The organism is Microbispora sp. H11081, assembly GCF_012999535.1.
Classification (GTDB): Bacteria; Actinomycetota; Actinomycetes; order Streptosporangiales; family Streptosporangiaceae; genus Microbispora.
Genome location: NZ_JABBWV010000005.1, coordinates 17,496 through 34,622, shown reverse-complemented (window position 1 = coordinate 34,622; position 17,127 = coordinate 17,496). Strand labels below are relative to the sequence as shown.

The window sequence follows — 17,127 nt, the reverse complement described above, 5'->3', positions numbered from 1 at the left end:
GATGATGCGGCCATGGCGACGAAGCGGCGGTCCGGCACGGGCGACGAGCGCGGCAGGCCGGGCGAAGCATTACGTCGCCGGGCGCTCGACGGCTACGCCAGCGGCCCTGACGCCCCGATCCGGGCGCTGGAGCGGGCTCTGACGAAGGCCGCCGACGCCGTGACCGTGGTGCTCGTCGAGGGCCCCAGCGACCAGATCGCACTGGAGACGGCGGCGGTGGGCCGCGGCCGGGATCTCGATGCGGAGAAGGTCGTGATCGTGCCGATCGGCGGGGCGCACGCGATCGGCCGCTTCCTGGCGGGGCTGGGGCCGCCGGGCACCCGGGTGCGTCTCGCGGGGCTGTGCGACCTGCACGAGGAGGAGATCTTCCGGCGCGCGCTGGTCGCGAACCGGGTCGGCTCACCCCGCACGCGCGCCGACATGGAACAGCTCGGGTTCTACGTGTGCGTGCGCGACCTGGAGGACGAGCTGATCCGCGCCGTGGGCAGCGCGGAGATCGAAGCTCTTTTCGACGTCAACGGCGACCTCAGGGCGTTCCGCTCGTTGCGGAGCCAGCCCGAGTGGCGCGGACGGGAGCCGGAGGCGCAGATCCACCGGTTCATGGGCGGCGGCTCGCGCAAGCTCAGGTACGCACGGCTGCTCGTCGAGGAGGCGATCGGGAGAGACCGCCTGCCCCGGCCCCTCGACGCGCTGCTCGACGCGGTCTGCGGCGTCCGGAAGCGGACTGACATATGAGAGGTGTGCCGGAGGACGACAAGGCCACAGGCGGTGCGACCGCGGTGAAACGCCGGCGTCTGCATCGGGCCGTCTTCGCCGCCGCCGGGGTCTACAACATCGCCTGGGGCGCGTACGCGGCCCTGGACGCACAGTGGCTCTTCCGGTTCGCCGGCATGCCGCTCCAGAACCATCCGCAGATCTTCATGACCCTGGGCATGGTCCTGGCACTGTACGGCGTGCTGTACCTGGATGTGGCCCTGCGGCCCGAGCGGGGCTTCCTGATCGCGGCCGTGGGGCTCGCGGGCAAGGTCGCCGGCCCGCTCGGCTGGGTGTGGCTCGTCTCCACCGGCCAGTGGCCGGTCTCCTCGGGAATCCTCGTCGTCACCAACGACCTGATCTGGTGGATTCCATTCGTCGTCTATCTCGTGGACGCCCGGCCGATCTGGTGGCGCGACGTCCGCGGCGGCCCTTACCGTGATCACGGTATTTCCGATCTTCCGTAGCGCGGCCGTCACCCGCGGAATCACGAAGGGATCTTGGTATCGCGGCCAAGCCGACTGCCGTCGCTCGCCGTTCCGGAACGTGCGTATACACACGGCGGACGGCGAAGCGGATCCGCGGGAGCAGTTCCTGGTCCGGTTCCAGCCGTCGTGAGCTCGACCTAGATCTAGATCTTCCCTGTACGGGGTCGGGAGACAACAAGATCCGGCCAACTGTCGGCACGGCCACATGTGTCGAGCCGGGCCACGCCTCGCCGTCGGACGAGTCTTCCGTGCGGTGCCAGCGCCGGTCGTACGGCCTGGTGGATCCCCACGAAGAGAGGACCTTCATGATGAGGCACATCAGCAGGATGTGTTACCCCGTCGCCGCACTGGTGGCGGCGGCCGTCCCGCTGACGCTGTCCGGCCCGGTCGAGGCCGAGGCCGGGGCCGCGCCCGCCCGTACGGTGGCGGCGCCGGACCCCGCGTCGTGCCCCGAGCGGGTGGCGCTGGTCAACGGTGGTTTCGAGAAGCCCACCGTCGCCGGGACGTGGGCTCCGCTCCCCGACGCCGCGCAGAAGAACGCGAACGCGGTGCCGGGCTGGCGGACGACCGCCACCGACCACATGATCGAGGTCTGGAGCCCTCGGATGAACGTCCCGGCGGCGGAGGGCGCCCAGTTCGCCGAGTTGAACGCCAACCAGGTCTCGACCCTCTACCAGGACCACGCGACCACCCCGGGGCAGAAGCTGTACTGGCGGCTGTCCCACCGTGGACGTCAGGGCACCGACGTGATGGCTCTGGACATCGGCGCTCCCGGAGCCCTCGTCCAGCAGGGGACGATGTCCGACGGCACCGGGAAGTGGGGTGCCTACCACGGCACCTACACCGTGCCCGCCGGGCAGACGACCACGAGGTTCGCCTTCCGGTCCATTTCCGCCGCCGGAGGCAACGCGTCGGTCGGCAACTTCCTCGACGACGTCTTCTTCGGCACCCCGGCGTGCGTCGTCGTCGGCAAGTCCGCGAGCCCGCAGGGGCCGGTGGACGTCGGCGCCGAGATCACCTATCGGATGACCGCCGTCAACAAGGGCGGCGACGTGGCGGAGAACGTCAGGCTCACCGACAAGGTCCCGGCCGGGACGACGTTCGTGCCGGGATCGCTCCGGATCGTGAGCGGCCCGGGCAGCGGCGCAATGACCGACAAGGCCGGTGACGACGAGGCCGAGTTCGACGCCGCCACCGGTGCGATCTCCTTCAGGCTGGGAGACGGCGCGACCGGTACGGCGGGGGGCCGGCTGCCCAACGACACCGTCGTGGCGGACGGCACAACCGTGGAGTTCCGCGTCAAGGTCGGCAGGGCGGCCGCCGGGAAGCGGCTCGTCAACAGCGGCGTGGTCGGCTACGAGAACCGGCTGGGCGCCGACCCGGAGCCGCTGACCTCGACCAGCGGTGACGCCGTCACCGAGGTGAACCCGGCCGTCGACCTCAGCGTGGTCAAGTCCGCGGACACGACCGAGGTCACCGTGGGCCAGACCGTCACCTACCGCGTCACCGTCGCCAACGCCGGGCCGAACGACGCGACCGGCGTCGCCGTCAAGGACGTCCTGCCGGCCAACCTCACCTTCGTGTCGTCCACACGCTCGGCCGGTGCGTACGCTGGGGGAACGTGGACAGTGGGAATGCTCGCGAACGGCGCGACGGCCACGCTGGTCGTGCACGCGAAGGCCACCGCGATCGGGGAGACGGTCAACACCGCCACCGTCAGTGGCGAGGAACTCGACCTCGACGCGGACAACGACAGCGACGCGGTCAAGGTCTGCGTCCTGCGCGAGCCGTTCTGCCCGTTCTGCGCGCCCGGGAGCACGCGGAACGCCGGGTAGTGAGCCGGTGAAACGGCGGGCCGCCGGGACTACCGTTGTGTCGCCGAAGACGCAGCACGACGGAGAGGACCGACATGGCAGGCACTCTTCTGGACGACCTGTACGAGGCCGAACGGCGACTGCAGAAGGCGCAGCTCCTGGGTGATGTGGAGGAGCTCGACCGGCTGCTCGACGAGCGGCTGGTCTTCACCGGACCGCCGGACGGCCGGCTGCACACGGAGGCCAAGCCGCTCGATCTCCACAACCACCGTTCGCGTACGCAGGTGATGACGAAGGTGGCCGAGGAGGACCTCACGGCCGTCGTCTCGGGGACGACCGGAGTCACGTGCTTCCTCGGCACCCTCGAAGGCGCCTTCGCCGGCGAGCCGTTCGCCGGTCGGCTGCGCTATACGCGCACATGGGTGCACACCGACGAGTACGGCTGGCGCGTCCTGGCGGCCCACGCCAGCGAGGCGTGACGCGAGGTCTCGACGTCGTGAGGCCCCTTCGGACCATCATCCGGAGGGGCCTTCAGGCGTGCCGAGCCGGAAACCCGCGAGCAGCGGATCGGCGGGGGTGCGCGTTCACACTGCATGGATCGTGAATCCCAATGGCCGACGGCGCTCGCGCCGCCCGGACCTCCTCCCCAGGCCGATCTGGCGGCCCTGTATCGCGAGCACCGGGTCGGCCTGGTGCGGCTCGCGGTGCTGCTCGTCGGCGACCTGGAGACGGCCGAGGACGTGGTGCAGGACGTCTTCGCCCGGCTGCACGGCCGGCGGCGGCCCCCGGACCTGACGCTCGCCTATCTGCGGACCTGTGTGCTCAACGGGTCGCGGTCGGTGCTGCGCCGCCGCGCGGTCATGCTGCGGCGCACGCAGCGGGTCACCGACCTCGCCGACTCGGCGGAGACCGCCGTCCTCATCGGGGAATCCCGCAGGCAGGTGCTGCTGGCGCTGGCCCGGCTGCCCAGGCGCCAGCGGGAGGCGCTGGTGCTGCGCTACTACCTCGACCTGGCGGACTCCGAGATCGCCCTGGTCATGGGGGTGGGGCAGAGCACCGTCAGATCCACGACCGCACGGGCCCTGGCCAGACTCCTTCGCGAACTGGGAGAGGACGCATGAGCACCATCGAGGATCGGCTTCGTGACGCCATGGCGGCCCGCGCGCGTACGGTGCCGGACGACGGCCTCGACCACGCGCTGCCCGCGCCACGCGGCACCCGGACGCGCGGCCTAGCGATCGCCGCCGCGGCCCTCGCGGTGGTCGGCACGATTGTGGGCGTGGCACGGCTCGCGGAGCCGTCGGCGAACCGCCGTGACGTCGGCGTCGCCGCGGCTTCGGCGAGCGGCGGCGCGGCCTCATCCGGCATGGTCGACGTGTCGGTGTTCCTCTGCACGGATTCCTCCCCCTTCAAGAGCTGCAGGGGCGGCGAGGTCACCGCCTGGGAGAAGGAGAACATCAGCCGAGCGCTCCGGGCCCGCCGTGACGTGAAGACTGTGACGTTCGAGGACCGGCGGACGGCGTTCGAGAACTACCGCAGAAGCGAGACGAACCCCAGGCTGCTGAAGGCGACCCGGGCCGAGGACATGCCGGAGTCCTTCCGTCTGAAGCTCGTCCCCGGCGCCGACCCCCTGGCCGTGGCCATGGCGGCGAGCGGCCTGCCCGGGGTGTCCAGCGTCGTCGACGAAGGGTGCCTCAGGGACAACCAGAACCGGCCGGAGGAGGTCCAGCGACAGTGTGACTTCCTGGTCAGGTGACTCTGAGCGCGCCTGACACGTGGAAGGGGCACGGGCGGGAACGCCCGTGCCCCTCGTGGCCCTACTGGCTGTCAGGGCGTCGCTGCCCGGCTCACGGGTCGCAGTCCTCGCTTGAGGAGTGGTGCATGGGCCGGCTGTAGCTGACCTCCTGCGACTCGGTGACGTACCGCGTCTCGGTGACCGGACGCTGGTACGTCATCATGCGTGTGTAGCTGACCGGACGGCTCTCGGTGACGAACCGCGTGGACTTCACCTCGTGGCTCTCCGGCACCATCCGGGTGTAGCTGACCGGACGGCTCTCCGTGACGTAGCGCGTCTCGGTGACCGGGCGCCTGAAGGTCTCCTGGCGGGTGACCGGCCGCGACTCGGTGACGTAGCGCGTCTCGGTGACGGGCCGCTGGAAGGTCTCCTGGCTGGTGACCGCACGGCGCTCGGTGACGTAGCGCACCACCGGGCGCTGGTAGGTCACGTACCGCGTGACCGGCCGCGACTCGGTGACGTACCGCGTCTGGGTGACGGGCCGCTGGAAGGTCTCCTGGCGGGTGACCGGCCGGCTTTCCGTGATCATGCGTGTGTAGGTCACGGGGCGCTGGTAGGACACCTGACGCGTTTCGGTCACCGGACGCATCCGGGTGACCATGCGCGTCTCGGTGACCGGGCGCTGGTAGGTGACCTGCCGGGTGAACGTGACCGGACGGCTCTCGGTCACCATGCGCGTCCGCGTCATCGGGCGCTGATAGGTGATCGTCCGCGTGTAGCTGCTCGGACGGCTGTACGAGGACTGCTCGCCGAGCGAGAGACTGCTGCTGCGGCTGCGCAGGGACGACCGGTCCAGTGAGGACCGGGAGTAGGCGAGGTTGCTTCCGGACTGACCGCTCCACTCCTCGCTCGACGAACCCTCCTGGGCGCTCTCCCGCCCGTACCCGCTCTCTTCCTCGTACGCGCGCCTGCTCTGCTGCGCCGCTTCCTCGGACTGTTCGCCGAGGCTGGTGCCCGGCTCCGTGGCCCGCGGCGCGCTGAGCGCGGCGGCGAGGCCGGAGGGCTGGGCGGCGGTGGAGGCCGATGCGAGTGCCGGCCAGAGCGTGACGGCGGACAGGACTGCCGGACCCAGCAGTAATGAGAATCGAGTGCCGTGCATAGAGATACTCCTCTCCGATCAGCGATCGGGTCGCATCTCAATCCTTGGCACCGCGGCCGGAGCCCGTCCAGGCGAGTTGACTCGTCCCGGGAGGTTCGCTGTCGCATTCCGTATGCGGCGATGGGGGTGGCTATCGGAGGCGCGGCCGATGACCGGGCTCCGTTTTGCCGCCCTCTTCCGGGAACGATGGGTTTTCAATCGTGCCGACACGTTTACACATTCGGTGTTGCATGTTCTTCCGGAAAGAGCCGCTCAGCGGTGGGCGATGACCACGTAGCGTTCGTCGTGGACGGGTTTGCCCCACAGCACGGGATCTGTCAGCGGCTCCGCCCGCACGCTCGCGGCGTACGGCCGCAGCACCTCCTCGAGTGGCCCGGCGCTCACCCCGCCGAGCCAGGGCAGAGAGCCGGCGCCCGGCACGTACGGCGGGCCGTCGCCGGAGGCCCGCCAGTTGCCCTCGATGAGGATCAGCCGGCCGTCCGGGCGCAGCAGGCGCAGCCACGTGCGCAGGGCGCGTTCCGGCGTGGGCAGGGTCCACAGCAGGTGGCGGACCAGGACGACATCGAAGGAGGCTCCCGCGGACGCGGGCGGGTCGCTCGCGTCACCGGTGAGCACGGGGGTGTCGAAGCCCGCGGTGGTGAGCTTGCGCCGGGCCGCCTCGGCCATCCGGGGAGACAGGTCCACGCCCACCGGGCGGTGTCCCTGCTCGGCCAGCAGCAGCATGAGCGAACCCGTGCCGCAGCCGAGGTCGAGGACGTCGGCAGGAGGGCTCGGCATCCAGGAGCGCAGCCGTACCGCCCAGGCCGCGCGGACCCGCAGGTCGTGCAGTCCGTGGTCGGCTTCCTGGTCGAAGGTGTCGGCCTTCGCGTCCCAGTAGGAGGCGATCGACTGGGGATCAAAGTCGGGCATGGTCGCATTTTTTCAACATCGGCTGACACAACCGGCTACGAGAAGTAAGAGATACGGCATCCGCAGGGCTCGGTGGGCCCGCGCACCTGGCGGGACGGCCCCGCAGACGCCAGGACCCCGGCAGGAGGATCTCCTGCCGGGGTCCCGCACGTGTGGTGCCGGTGCCGGGTCGCCTCTCGGCGAAAGGCACAACGCGGCTCCAGCCGAACGGTAGTCCGCGAAGGCAAATTAGGTGAGGCCCGGGGACACCTGCACACCGGCCACGCTTCATCCAACCACGTCCCCGCCCCTGATGTTCCCGGGCCACGCCATCTTTTTCCGGCGTTCTTTCTGACCGGTGCTCGACCTCGGAGGACGTGCCGTCCGCGGAAAAGCACTTGCCCACGTCGCCGGCGCCGCGAAAGCCTCCCTCCGTGGAGCGAGTGATCCTGGCCGGGCCGGACGGCGTCCCGGCCATCAGTTATGTCGAAGACCGGCGGAACGGGCGGCCGTGCGCCGACCTGATCGAGGTCCTCGGCCCCGGCGCGGCCGAAGCCGTGATGACGAACCTGCGGGGCTGGGCGGTCGCGGGGCCGGTCGGCCTGGGCGAGGAACTCATCGCGCGCGGCGCCCGGATCACGCGGCACGCGCACGAGATGACCTGCGAGCTGAGCACGGCGCCGTACGCCGAGGAGGGGGCGCCCGACGGCTTCCGGTTCGTGCCCTGCGACCGGTCCGCCGAGGACGTGTTCGCGGCGTGGCGGGCGGCCTACCCGCGGAGCCACCCCGACCACAGGGCCATGGACGACGACGCCGCGCTGCGCGACGTCCTCGGCCCGCTGCTGGCCGGGAGGATCATCGGCGAGATCCTGCCGTGCAGCCTGCTCGCCGTGGACGCGGACGACTCGGTGGGAGGCGGCGTCCTGGTGACCTTCTTCCACGACCGGCCCTGGGTGGCCGAGGTCTTCCGCGATCCCGCGCGCACGCCGTCCGGCCTCGGCGCCCGCATGCTCGCCGCCGTGCGGACGAGGGCTGCGGACGCCGGATACGAGCGGCTGGGCCTGGCCGTGAGCGAGGGCAACCCGGCCAGACGCGTGTACGAACGGCTCGGCTTCACCCTGGTCAGGAGTTCGATGACCCTCGTCATCCCGAGCTGATCGACGAGACGAACTCCTTCAACTCCCGCTCGTAACGCCCCGGGTCGGCGTTCCAGGAGCCGGTGTGCCCGCCGCCGCTCGTCCGTACGAGCCTGACGATGTCGGGGCGGGCCTCGGCGAACCGCAGCGCCGGGCCGACCGGAACGGTCGCGTCGCCGTCGTCCACGAAGACCAGCGTGGGGACCCGGAACTCGCGGGCGTGCCGCAGGTGGTCGACGTCGTCCAGCGACACGCCGGTGCGCCGCTCGACGAACCACTGGCCCACCGTCACGAGGAAGCCGGGCACGCCCATCTGCTCGGCCCCGAGGGCGATCGGCGCCCGCCAGTCGATGACCGGGCTGTCGAGGATCATCGCCTTGATCGGCTCGCCGGGCAGCTTGCGCACGGTCATCGGCACGATGCCCCCGCCCATCGACCAGCCGTACAGGACGATGCCGGTCGCACCCTGCTTCCTGGCGTACGTGATGGCCGCGGCCACGTCCTGCCATTCGGAGGCGCCGAGGTGGAGCTTGCCGTCGGGGCTCGCCGGGGCGTCCTCGTCGTTGCGGTAGGTGATGCCCAGCACCGGCATCCCCAGGCTGTGGAAGACCGGCAGCACGCGCAGGGCCTCCGCCGGGCCGGCGTTGCGGCCGTGCACGGCGATCACCCAGGTCGCCGAGGCGCCCTCGGTCAGCCAGCCGGGGAAGTCGCCGAGCGGCGAGGGGATCTTCACGTCCCGGTACGGCACGCCGGCGGCGGCCGGGGTCGCGTGCCCCCACATCCAGCGGTCGAAGTAGGCGCGCACCCCCGGACGCAGCTCGCCGCGGACGACCTCGGTGACCTTCCTCGTCACCGTGCCGGCCCCGGACGCCATCGCCGGTCCCAGGATGGCGTTGCCGTCCGCCCAGGTCAGGCCGTACGTTCCGGGGGAGTCCGTGTCGGAGCCGCCCTTGATCGTGACCTGGTCGCCGCTGACGGCCGTCACTTCAAGGGGATAGGAGGGGGTGTGGACGGGGTCGATCACGAGCCCGGAGTAGTACCAGCCCGCGCCGCCGAGGGCCGCCACCGCGAGCACCAGGACGACGGCCGAGGTCCACAGCAGGCGGCGCCGCCATCGTGTCGTCCCGAGCATGCCCAGAATCTACTGGGCATTTGACACTCCTTTAAGTGCGGATGACGCCTTTCGTACGCATAAGGAACTCACCCAGGTAGGCGTCGTGCGGGACCCACGGCGGCATCAGATAGGTGGGGGTGTCGCCCAGGTAGACGTTCCTGATCGACGGTTCCTCCACGAGCCGGTCGATCAGGGCGTCGTCCGACGTGATCGCGGTGAGCACGAGCGTGTTCCGCAGCGGCTCGATGCCGTCCGCCCGGCTCCAGGGCGCGAACCACACGCACGGGAACGACAACTCAAGGCCCGTCTGCGGCGCGTCCGGCCGGTCCACCAGGAAGACGGCGGGGCGCAGCACCGCGCTGCCGTCGCCCAGTTCGTCCACCACGCCGTCGCCGCCGAGCACCGGCGTAGCGCCGTCCATGTGGTCGAGCAGATACTTCTCGATCGCGCGGGCGTCCGCGACCGGCTGGAGGGGCAGCACCGCGCCGTCGTCCTCGGGAGGCAGGCTCGGGATCGCGGAGAGCCGTTCCGCGACGGCCTCGGCCACCGGCGCGGGATCACCCTCCACCAAGACAGCGGTCGCGTTCACGCAGGCCGTCCCGCCGAAGGCGCTGACCGAGTCCACGATCGTGCCCAGATGCGGCTTCCAGTCCTCGCCGGTGAGCAGGATCTTGGACCGTCCCGGGCCCTGTGGCAGCACATTGACGTCGTTGCCGTACTTGCTCACCACCTCCTGGCCGCCGTACACCATGGCGAGGTCCGCGTCGCGGATGATGTCGTCGGCGACGGCGTAGTCGGTCGGCAGGAGCACCACCTGGTCCTCGCCGAACCCGGACTCCCGCAGCGCCGTGATCAGGCGGTGCGGCGTGAACGGCTCACGCCGCGAGGGCCGCACCGCGACCCGGTAGCCGAGCGCCAGGGCCTGCAGCCACAGCGAGTGCACCCCCGGGTGGTTGCCCGCGGCGTGTACGGCGAAGACGTCGCCGCGCCGGGTCCAGACCGCGTGGCCGTCGCAGGTGAGCGGGTCGCGCCAGTCGTCCACCGCGCCCTGGGGCCGGGCGTGCCTGGTGATGCGGTACGCGTCGCGGGTCCGCCGCCCGATGCCCGCGGTCGCCGAGCGCACCACCGCGATCGGCATGCCCGAGACGCGGCTGACGATGTGCTGATACTCCTCAGCGGGGAGGCCGGCCACCGTGCCGGTCGCGAACAGCCGTCCCGCGCGGGCGAGGGCCGAGGCGCGGTCGTGCGGCGGCAGGGTCCGCGCGCCCCGCAGGGCCGCCATCGTCCGCTGGACGAACAGCCGCGGCACCAGGCTCAGCTCCGCGACGGGCGTCCCGGTCAGATCCGTGATCGTCCGCCGGACGCGGCTGTGGTACGGCCCGCCCGCGCCCAGGGCGTCGAGGAGGATCGGCTCCTCCATCTAGTACACCCCCTCGATGACCGGTTGGTCGTCGAAGACCGGAAGCGGCCCGACCTCGGCGACCGAGTCGCCCATCTGGCCGGGCGGCGGCGCCACGCAGGTGGCGAGGTCGCGTTCGAGGTTGTTGGGCAGCAGGAAGCTCTTGCTGACGTGGTGCATCACCACCTGGCCGCGGTCGCCGTACCGGACGGCCTCGCCGGTCTCCCGGTCCACCACCGAGAACATGATGTAGGGCGAGAACGTGTCGAAGATGACGATGTCCTCGTCCGGCGCCGTGACGCGCTCGGGCACGCCGCCGAGGATCATCGTGCTGCCGTACGTGCCGTACAGCTTGACGCCGGGGAACACCTCGGTGCGGAGCAGATAGCGGGTGTCGGGGTCCATGCTGGCCCCGCCCCAGCTGATCGCGGCGATCTTCGAGTTGATCAGGTCGACGAGCGCGTCCCTGCGGGCGAGCCGGGTCAGCAGCGGGGGCGTGGTCACCAGCACCCGCACGTCCTGGCTCCGCAGGATGTGGGCGCTCTGGTCGATCAGGTGCTCGGCGTAGCGCTCGGCCTCGTCGCAGCGGTTCTCGGCGATGCATCGCTTCACCCACCGGGGGTCGATGTCGATCGTGAACCGGATGCCGCCGCGCCGCGCGGCCTGCCGGCGGACCATCTCGCCGAGGATGTGCGGCCCGGTCGGCCCGAGGTAAAGCCAGTGCCCGTCCTCGGGGTACCCCCTGGCCCGCAGGTCCAGTTCTGTCCTGTGCGCCAGCCGGTCCATCCAGTCGCGCAGCAGCACGACGCGCTTGGGCGGCCCGGTCGTGCCGCCGCTCTCGTACACGCCGACCACGTCCGCGTCCGCGCCGTACCCCCGGGGGATCAGGTCATCCACCCGGACGTCGCGCAGTTCGTTGGCGACGTTGGGGAACCGGCGCAGATCGTCCAGGGTGCGCACGTCCTCGCGCGGGTCGAAGCCGAGCGTCTTGGCCCGTTCGAGCCAGAACGGCGAGCCGGTCTCGGGGCTGAAATGCCACCGCATGGCGGCCTCGATGTACTCCGGGCCATCCGGGACCTGGTCGAGCGGGCAGTCGAGGATCTGTTCTGTTGCCATCTCCCGCCCCTTTGGCTTGGAAATGCCCTGAAAAGCAAGGCTATTTCCGTGCGATTCGCCATCGGGTCAAGAGATTCCGGTCATGGGCAAAAGCCTGCACGGGCCGTACGCGGGAGTCAGGGCCGCGGGGAGGTCCGCTGCCAGGACCGGCCCCGGGCTCCTGCGGGTCGCCGCCTGGCACTTCGGGCACACCCGCCCTGCCGATCACGGCCGCACGGCCTATCCCCGGGTGAGGACACGCAGGGCGACGCGGGGACGCAGCAGGGCCGGGGTCGGGTCGAGGTAGCCCGCCACGCGCCAGAAGGCGTCGGCCACGGCCGCGTCGGTCGCGCCCACGCGGTGCAGTCTCGACACGTAGCGGTTGATCAGGCGGGTGAGGAGCGGGCGGGAGCCGGTGATCTCGGGCAGGGCCAGGTCGCCGACGGCGGACAGCTGCCAGGCCGGATCGACGACCTTGGCGGCCGCGCGGTAGAAGCGGCGCGCGAGGTCGCCGCGCCCGGCCGCGAGGCAGGCCCGCAGGGCCTCGGCCTGCAGGGACGCCACGGTCATCCCCTGGCCGTAGATGGGGTTGAAGCTGCACAGGCCGTCGCCGAAGACGAGCAGACCCTCCGGGTACGCGGACAGCTTCTCGTACCGCCTGCGGACGCTGGAGGGAAAGGCATGGGTGACCGGGTAGGAGAGGCGCTCCGACCTCACGATGACGTCGTGCACGTCGCGTGGGGCGATGGTGCCGGCGAAGTCGACCAGCGCGTCCGGATCGGTGGGCGGGTGGTCGCCCGCCATGCCGGCGACGGTGAGCAGCCAGCGGTCTCCCTCGCACGCCATGAAGGCCATCGCGCGCGTACGGCCGGGGACCGGGCCGACCAGGACGCCCTGCTCGGGCGCGAGGGCGCCGGGGGGTGTGCGGAAGAAGCAGCTGACGTATTTGATGCCCACCTTGATGCGCTCCTCCGCCGGGGCGGGATAGCCCAGCCGCGAGACCCATTCGACGGACCGGCCCGACCGGCCGAGTGCGTCGATCACCAGGTCGGCCTCGACGGTCTCCTCCTGACCGCCGGAGCCGGAGCGCCGGACGAAGCGGGCGCCGGTGACCCGGCCCGCGGAGGCGACCAGGCCGGAGACGTCGCAGCCCTGGACGAACTCCACGCCGGGCAGGGTGGCGACCCGGCGGCGTACGGCGTGTTCCAAGGTGGCGCGGGTGGGCTGGAGCATGAGCGGCCCGGGGCGGCCGCGGGTCAGACGGTGGCCGGAGACGACGAACCTGATCTGCCGGGCCAGCTGGGTGTGCGGCACCCCGGCCAGGCCGAGCTCGCCGGCGAGACCCGGGAAGAACGAGCAGAGGACCTCGGAACCGCGCGGGAGCAGGACGTGGACGTGCCGGCCCTGCGGCACGCCGCGCCGGTTCAGCGGCTCGGCGGGGAGCTCGTCCCGCTCCAGCAGCGTCACCCGGGCGTACGTCTCGCTGAGCGCCCGTGCGGCGAGCAGACCGCCCATGCTCGCCCCGAGTACCACGGCGTGACCGGCCTTGCGTCCCATCGCGCACCCCTGCCGCCGGAGAAGTCGTCAGCGTCATTGTGTGGGCGGCCGTCCGGGCGTGGATCCGCAAGAATGCGGTCTTGCCATCCTTTCGCGACGGGCCGGTTCCTCGGCCGGCGTAGGCATCGCCGATCTCGTCTCGGCGCGCGGCCGGTGCAAAAACGAGATGCCGCATGCGGAAGCGGTGAGTAGCCTGCGCTGGAAGCGCACGAACATAACCGAGCAGGAGATTCCGGTGGGGCACGTCGAGATCGGGCATCTGACGCATGTGCTGCCGGACGGCAGGCTGCTCCTGAACGACGTGTCGTTCCGCGTGGGGGAGGGCGTCAAGGCGGCCCTGGTCGGTCCGAACGGCGCGGGCAAGACGACCCTGCTCCGGATGATCGCGGGAGATCTCCAGCCGGTCGAGGGCACCGTGGCGCATTCGGGTGGTCTCGGGGTGATGCGGCAGTTCGTCGGCAACATCCGCGACGGCCGCACGGTGCAGGACCTGCTGCTCAGCGTCGCTCCCGAGCGCGTCAGGACGGCGGCGGAACGGCTCGACGCCGCCGAGCTCGCGATGATGGAGCGCGACGACGAGAAGACCCAGATGCGGTACGCCCAGGCGATCACCGACTACGGCGACGCCGGTGGCTACGACATCGAGGTGCTCTGGGACGCCTGCGCGATGGCCGCACTCGGCACGCCGTACGACAGGGTGAAGTATCGCGAGGTCACGACGCTTTCCGGCGGCGAGCAGAAGAGGCTGGTGCTGGAGGCGCTGCTGCGCGGGCCCGACCAGGTGCTGCTGCTCGACGAGCCCGACAACTACCTCGACGTGCCTGGCAAGGTGTGGCTGGAGACGGCACTGCGCGAGACGCCCAAGACCGTGCTGCTGGTCTCCCACGACCGCCAGCTCCTCGCCAACGCCGCCGACCGGATCGTCACGGTCGAGTCCGGCAACGTCTGGATCCACGGCGGTGGCTTCACGACGTACGCGCAGGCGCGGCGCGAGCGCAACGAGCGGCTCGACGAGCTGCGCAGGCGCTGGGACGAGGAGCACGCCAAGCTCAGGCGCCTGGTGGCCATGCTCAAGCAGAAGGCCACCTACAACGACGGCATGTCCTCCGCCTACCACGCCGCCCAGACCCGGCTGCGCCGGTTCGAGGAGGCGGGGCCGCCGGAGGTCGCGCCCAAGGACCAGCTCATCAGCATGCGCCTGCGCGGCGGCCGTACGGGCAAGCGGGCGGTGATCTGCGAGGCCCTGGAGCTGACCGGCCTCATGAAGCCCTTCGACCTCGAGGTCTGGTACGGCGAGCGGGTGGCCGTCCTCGGCTCGAACGGCTCAGGCAAGTCGCACTTCCTGCGGCTGCTCGCCGGGGAGGGCGTGCGGCACACCGGGACCTGCAGGCTCGGCGCGCGGGTGGTCCCCGGGCACTTCGCCCAGACCCACGCGCGGCCCGAGCTGGCCGGACGTACGCCCTGCGAGATCGTCATGACCGAGCACGCCCGGTTGAAGAACGAGGCGATGAAGGCGCTCGCCCGCTACGAGCTCGCGGGCCGGGTCGCCGAGCAGCGGTTCGAGACGTTGTCGGGCGGGCAGCAGGCGCGGCTGCAGATCCTGCTGCTCGAACTGTCCGGCGCCACGCTGCTGCTGCTCGACGAGCCGACCGACAACCTCGACCTGGCCAGCGCCGAGGCCCTGCAACAGGGCCTGGACGCCTTCGAGGGCACCGTGCTGGCGGTGACGCACGACCGGTGGTTCGCGACCGACTTCGACCGCTATCTCGTCTTCGGGTCGGACGGCAGGGTGTACGAGTCGCCCGAGCCCGTCTGGGACGAGACCCGGGTGGTCCGCCCGCGTTAGCCGTGGCGTCACTCCTCGCGGGTCACGCGAACGTGATGACGCGGCGGCCGCCGCCGGACCCGCCGCCCATGGCTTCGAGCGCCGCCGGAGCCTTGTCGAGGCCGATCGGCGTGACCTTGGGCAGGATGCGGTGCTGGGCGGAGAAGGCCAGCGTGTCACGTAGATCGTGAGGCGATCCTGACGGGGAGGCCATGACCCGCAGCCGGTTCAGCACCATCGGCTGGGCACGGAGGGTGAGCGGGGTGTTGTCGTAACCGGCGAGCACGAGCGTGCCGTCGGGGGCGAGCCCGGTGAGGACGGCGGAGGCGGCCTCGTTCGAGGGGGCGGCGTTCAGGATGACGTCGGCGCCGCCGTCCCACGCCTTGAGGGCGGCGGCCGGGTCGGTTTCCCGGCCGGCCACGTACATCTCCGCGCCGAGTTCCTTGGCGATCCCCTCGCCCTCGGCCGACCGGCCGATCACGGCGACCCTGGCGCCCATGGCGACGGCGTACCGTACGGCGAGCGCGCCGATGCCGCCGGCGCCGATGACCGCCACCCGGGAGCTCGCGGTGGCCCCGGCCCGGCGCAGGCCGTTGAACGCGGTGAGGCCCGCGCACATGAGCGGCGCGGCGGCCACCGGGTCGAGCCCGGCCGGGAGCGGGGTCACATATCCGCCCTTGAACAGGCCGAACTCGGCATAGCCGCCGTCGGCCGTGACGCCGGTGACGCGCTTGGCCGGGCAGAGGATCTGGTCGCCGGACACGCAGTAGTCGCAATGGCCACAGGAGTCGTACAAGAACTGGGCCCCGACCGCGTCGCCCACGGACAGGCCGGTGACGCCGCTGCCGAGCGCCGCGACCGTGCCGGTGATCTCGTGGCCGGGCACGATCGGGAAGCGGGCGAACGGGAAGTGCCCGCGGAGCAGGTTGAAGTCCGTGAAGCACACGCCGCAGGCGGTGATCTTCACCAGGACCTCGCCCGGGCCCGGCTCCGGGATCTCACGGTCGACCAGGGACAGCGGGGCGCCGACCCCGCTTGCGAGTGCTGCACGCATGTTTCCTCCGTCTGCACGGCTGACGCCCCCGCGCCGCCTTCACCAGCGTGCTCCGCGTGCTCCCGGGCAGCCAGGGGCGCTCAACCCCACCCTCCGGCCAGTCCGAACGCCGGTCCCGGCGTGTCGCGCCACACGTCGGCCGGATCGAGCGCGTGCATCCTGCGTACGGCGTCGGCGTCGTCGGGGACGAACCAGAGCAGCCGCTGGGCGGCGTCGGCGGTGACGATGCTGTTGCAGGTGACCTTCAGGATGCCGAGCACCGGGTTGACGATCCGCTTGTGCTCCTCGTGGCGGGCCTCGACCTCGTGCGCCCGCCACAGCCCCGCGAACTCGGCGCTCGCGTCCAGCAGGTGCCCGACGAGTTCGCGGCTGACGGCGTCCGCCGGGCCACGACGCGCGACCGCGGCGCGCAGATCGGAGACGAGCAGCCGGGAGTGGTGGTCGTGGTCCTCGCGCGGATAGAGGTCGCGGGTGGCCGGGACGGTGAACCAGTGGTAGAGGAAGCTGGCCCGGATCCCGGTCAGCCCCGCCTGCGGCCCGACCAGGACCTGCGCGGCGTGGTTCTGCGCCACCACCTCATGCATGTCGGTGATCACCATGGCGGGGGTGTCCTCGAGCCGCGCCATGAGCTGCCGCAGCGCCGCCTGCATCCGTACGGGCTCCGCCCCGGGCGGCGCCGGATGCCCCGCCAGATGGAACAGGTGGCCGGTCTCGTCCGGCCCCAGGCGCAGCGCGCGGGCCAGGGCGTGCAGGACCGGCTTCGACGGGATTTGGCCGCGTCCCTGCTCAAGCTCCGTGTAGTAGTCGGCGGACAGGCTCGCCAGGTCCGCCACCTCGTCCCTGCGCAGGCCGGGCACCCTTCGCCGGCCGCCGTCCGGCAGGCCGACGGCCTGCGGGCTGAGCCGGTCTCTGCGCGACCGCAGGAACGACCCCAGCTCCCCGAGATCCACCGCGTCCTCCCCGTGCTCCCGCCTCCATCCTCGCGCACCGGACGCCGGTGGGCTCCCGGGGAGGCGAGGGCGGCCGCGGCCCGGGTGGTCCGCCGGCGCTAGACGGCCGGTAAAGATACCGGCGGGATCGCGCGTGTCCATGAGGCGGCGTCCCATTCAG

16 protein-coding genes are annotated in these 17,127 nt (G+C 71.5%); 8 read left to right on the top strand and 8 right to left on the bottom strand.

The window, feature by feature from the left end; genetic code table 11:
- Nucleotides 1–12: 12 nt before the first annotated feature.
- From HHX31_RS15055 to HHX31_RS15030, 6 genes are all read left to right on the top strand, one after another.
- Nucleotides 13–735 carry a TOPRIM nucleotidyl transferase/hydrolase domain-containing protein gene (locus HHX31_RS15055; RefSeq protein ID WP_249346026.1) on the top strand — a complete coding sequence of 241 codons (723 nt, stop codon included), beginning with the start codon at nt 13–15 and terminating at the stop codon, nt 733–735.
- Between the two features lie 44 nt (nt 736–779).
- Entirely contained in the window at nt 780–1,220 is a 441-nt protein-coding gene (locus HHX31_RS15050; protein WP_211589760.1) for a hypothetical protein, read from the top strand.
- A 326-nt stretch (nt 1,221–1,546) separates the two neighbouring features.
- Entirely contained in the window at nt 1,547–3,076 is a 1,530-nt protein-coding gene (locus HHX31_RS15045) for a CARDB domain-containing protein (RefSeq protein ID WP_211589759.1), read from the top strand.
- Nucleotides 3,077–3,150: 74 nt separating this feature from the next.
- The gene (locus HHX31_RS15040; RefSeq protein ID WP_169948912.1) at nt 3,151–3,534 is read left to right on the top strand and encodes a nuclear transport factor 2 family protein; all 384 of its coding nucleotides are present in this window, start codon (nt 3,151–3,153) and stop codon (nt 3,532–3,534) included.
- A gap of 114 nt (nt 3,535–3,648) precedes the next feature.
- On the top strand, nt 3,649–4,176 hold the full coding sequence (locus tag HHX31_RS15035) for a sigma-70 family RNA polymerase sigma factor (RefSeq protein WP_169948911.1): 528 nt from the start codon (nt 3,649–3,651) through the stop codon (nt 4,174–4,176).
- Nucleotides 4,173–4,811 carry a permease-like cell division protein FtsX gene (locus tag HHX31_RS15030; protein ID WP_169948910.1) on the top strand — a complete coding sequence of 213 codons (639 nt, stop codon included), beginning with the start codon at nt 4,173–4,175 and terminating at the stop codon, nt 4,809–4,811. Before HHX31_RS15035 ends, HHX31_RS15030 begins: the two co-directional genes overlap by 4 nt.
- Before the next feature lie 91 nt (nt 4,812–4,902).
- Here HHX31_RS15030 and HHX31_RS15025 read toward each other — a convergent pair whose 3' ends face one another.
- Nucleotides 4,903–5,949 carry a hypothetical protein gene (locus HHX31_RS15025; RefSeq protein WP_169948909.1) on the bottom strand — a complete coding sequence of 349 codons (1,047 nt, stop codon included), beginning with the start codon at nt 5,947–5,949 and terminating at the stop codon, nt 4,903–4,905.
- 252 nt (nt 5,950–6,201) lie between these two features.
- A complete protein-coding gene (locus HHX31_RS15020; RefSeq protein WP_169948908.1) occupies nt 6,202–6,858 on the bottom strand; it encodes a class I SAM-dependent methyltransferase in 657 nt (218 codons plus the stop codon).
- A gap of 413 nt (nt 6,859–7,271) precedes the next feature.
- On the opposite strand from HHX31_RS15020, the gene HHX31_RS35655 reads away from it, so the two are divergent.
- Nucleotides 7,272–7,994 carry a GNAT family N-acetyltransferase gene (locus HHX31_RS35655; protein ID WP_169948907.1) on the top strand — a complete coding sequence of 241 codons (723 nt, stop codon included), beginning with the start codon at nt 7,272–7,274 and terminating at the stop codon, nt 7,992–7,994.
- On the opposite strand, the gene HHX31_RS15010 is transcribed toward HHX31_RS35655, so the two are convergent.
- The 4 genes from HHX31_RS15010 to HHX31_RS14995 form a co-directional block, all read right to left on the bottom strand.
- On the bottom strand, nt 7,981–9,105 hold the full coding sequence (locus HHX31_RS15010) for a S9 family peptidase (RefSeq protein ID WP_169948906.1): 1,125 nt from the start codon (nt 9,103–9,105) through the stop codon (nt 7,981–7,983). The two genes, HHX31_RS35655 and HHX31_RS15010, sit on opposite strands and share 14 nt — an antisense overlap.
- Before the next feature lie 31 nt (nt 9,106–9,136).
- Complete coding sequence (locus tag HHX31_RS15005) at nt 9,137–10,507, bottom strand: aldehyde dehydrogenase family protein (protein WP_169948905.1); 1,371 nt, start codon at nt 10,505–10,507, stop codon at nt 9,137–9,139.
- The gene (locus tag HHX31_RS15000) at nt 10,508–11,602 is read right to left on the bottom strand and encodes a phenazine antibiotic biosynthesis protein (protein WP_169948904.1); all 1,095 of its coding nucleotides are present in this window, start codon (nt 11,600–11,602) and stop codon (nt 10,508–10,510) included. It abuts the gene before it with no gap.
- Nucleotides 11,603–11,821: 219 nt separating this feature from the next.
- On the bottom strand, nt 11,822–13,138 hold the full coding sequence (locus HHX31_RS14995) for an NAD(P)/FAD-dependent oxidoreductase (RefSeq protein WP_169948903.1): 1,317 nt from the start codon (nt 13,136–13,138) through the stop codon (nt 11,822–11,824).
- 235 nt (nt 13,139–13,373) lie between these two features.
- Here HHX31_RS14995 and HHX31_RS14990 point away from each other — a divergent pair, with 235 nt between their 5' ends.
- On the top strand, nt 13,374–14,984 hold the full coding sequence (locus tag HHX31_RS14990; RefSeq protein WP_169949248.1) for an ABC-F family ATP-binding cassette domain-containing protein: 1,611 nt from the start codon (nt 13,374–13,376) through the stop codon (nt 14,982–14,984).
- Between the two features lie 22 nt (nt 14,985–15,006).
- On the opposite strand, the gene HHX31_RS14985 is transcribed toward HHX31_RS14990, so the two are convergent.
- Nucleotides 15,007–16,017, bottom strand: a complete 1,011-nt coding sequence (locus HHX31_RS14985; RefSeq protein ID WP_169948902.1) for an alcohol dehydrogenase catalytic domain-containing protein — start codon at nt 16,015–16,017, stop codon at nt 15,007–15,009.
- A gap of 80 nt (nt 16,018–16,097) precedes the next feature.
- On the bottom strand, nt 16,098–16,967 hold the full coding sequence (locus tag HHX31_RS14980) for a helix-turn-helix transcriptional regulator (RefSeq protein ID WP_169948901.1): 870 nt from the start codon (nt 16,965–16,967) through the stop codon (nt 16,098–16,100).
- Nucleotides 16,968–17,127: the final 160 nt, after the last annotated feature.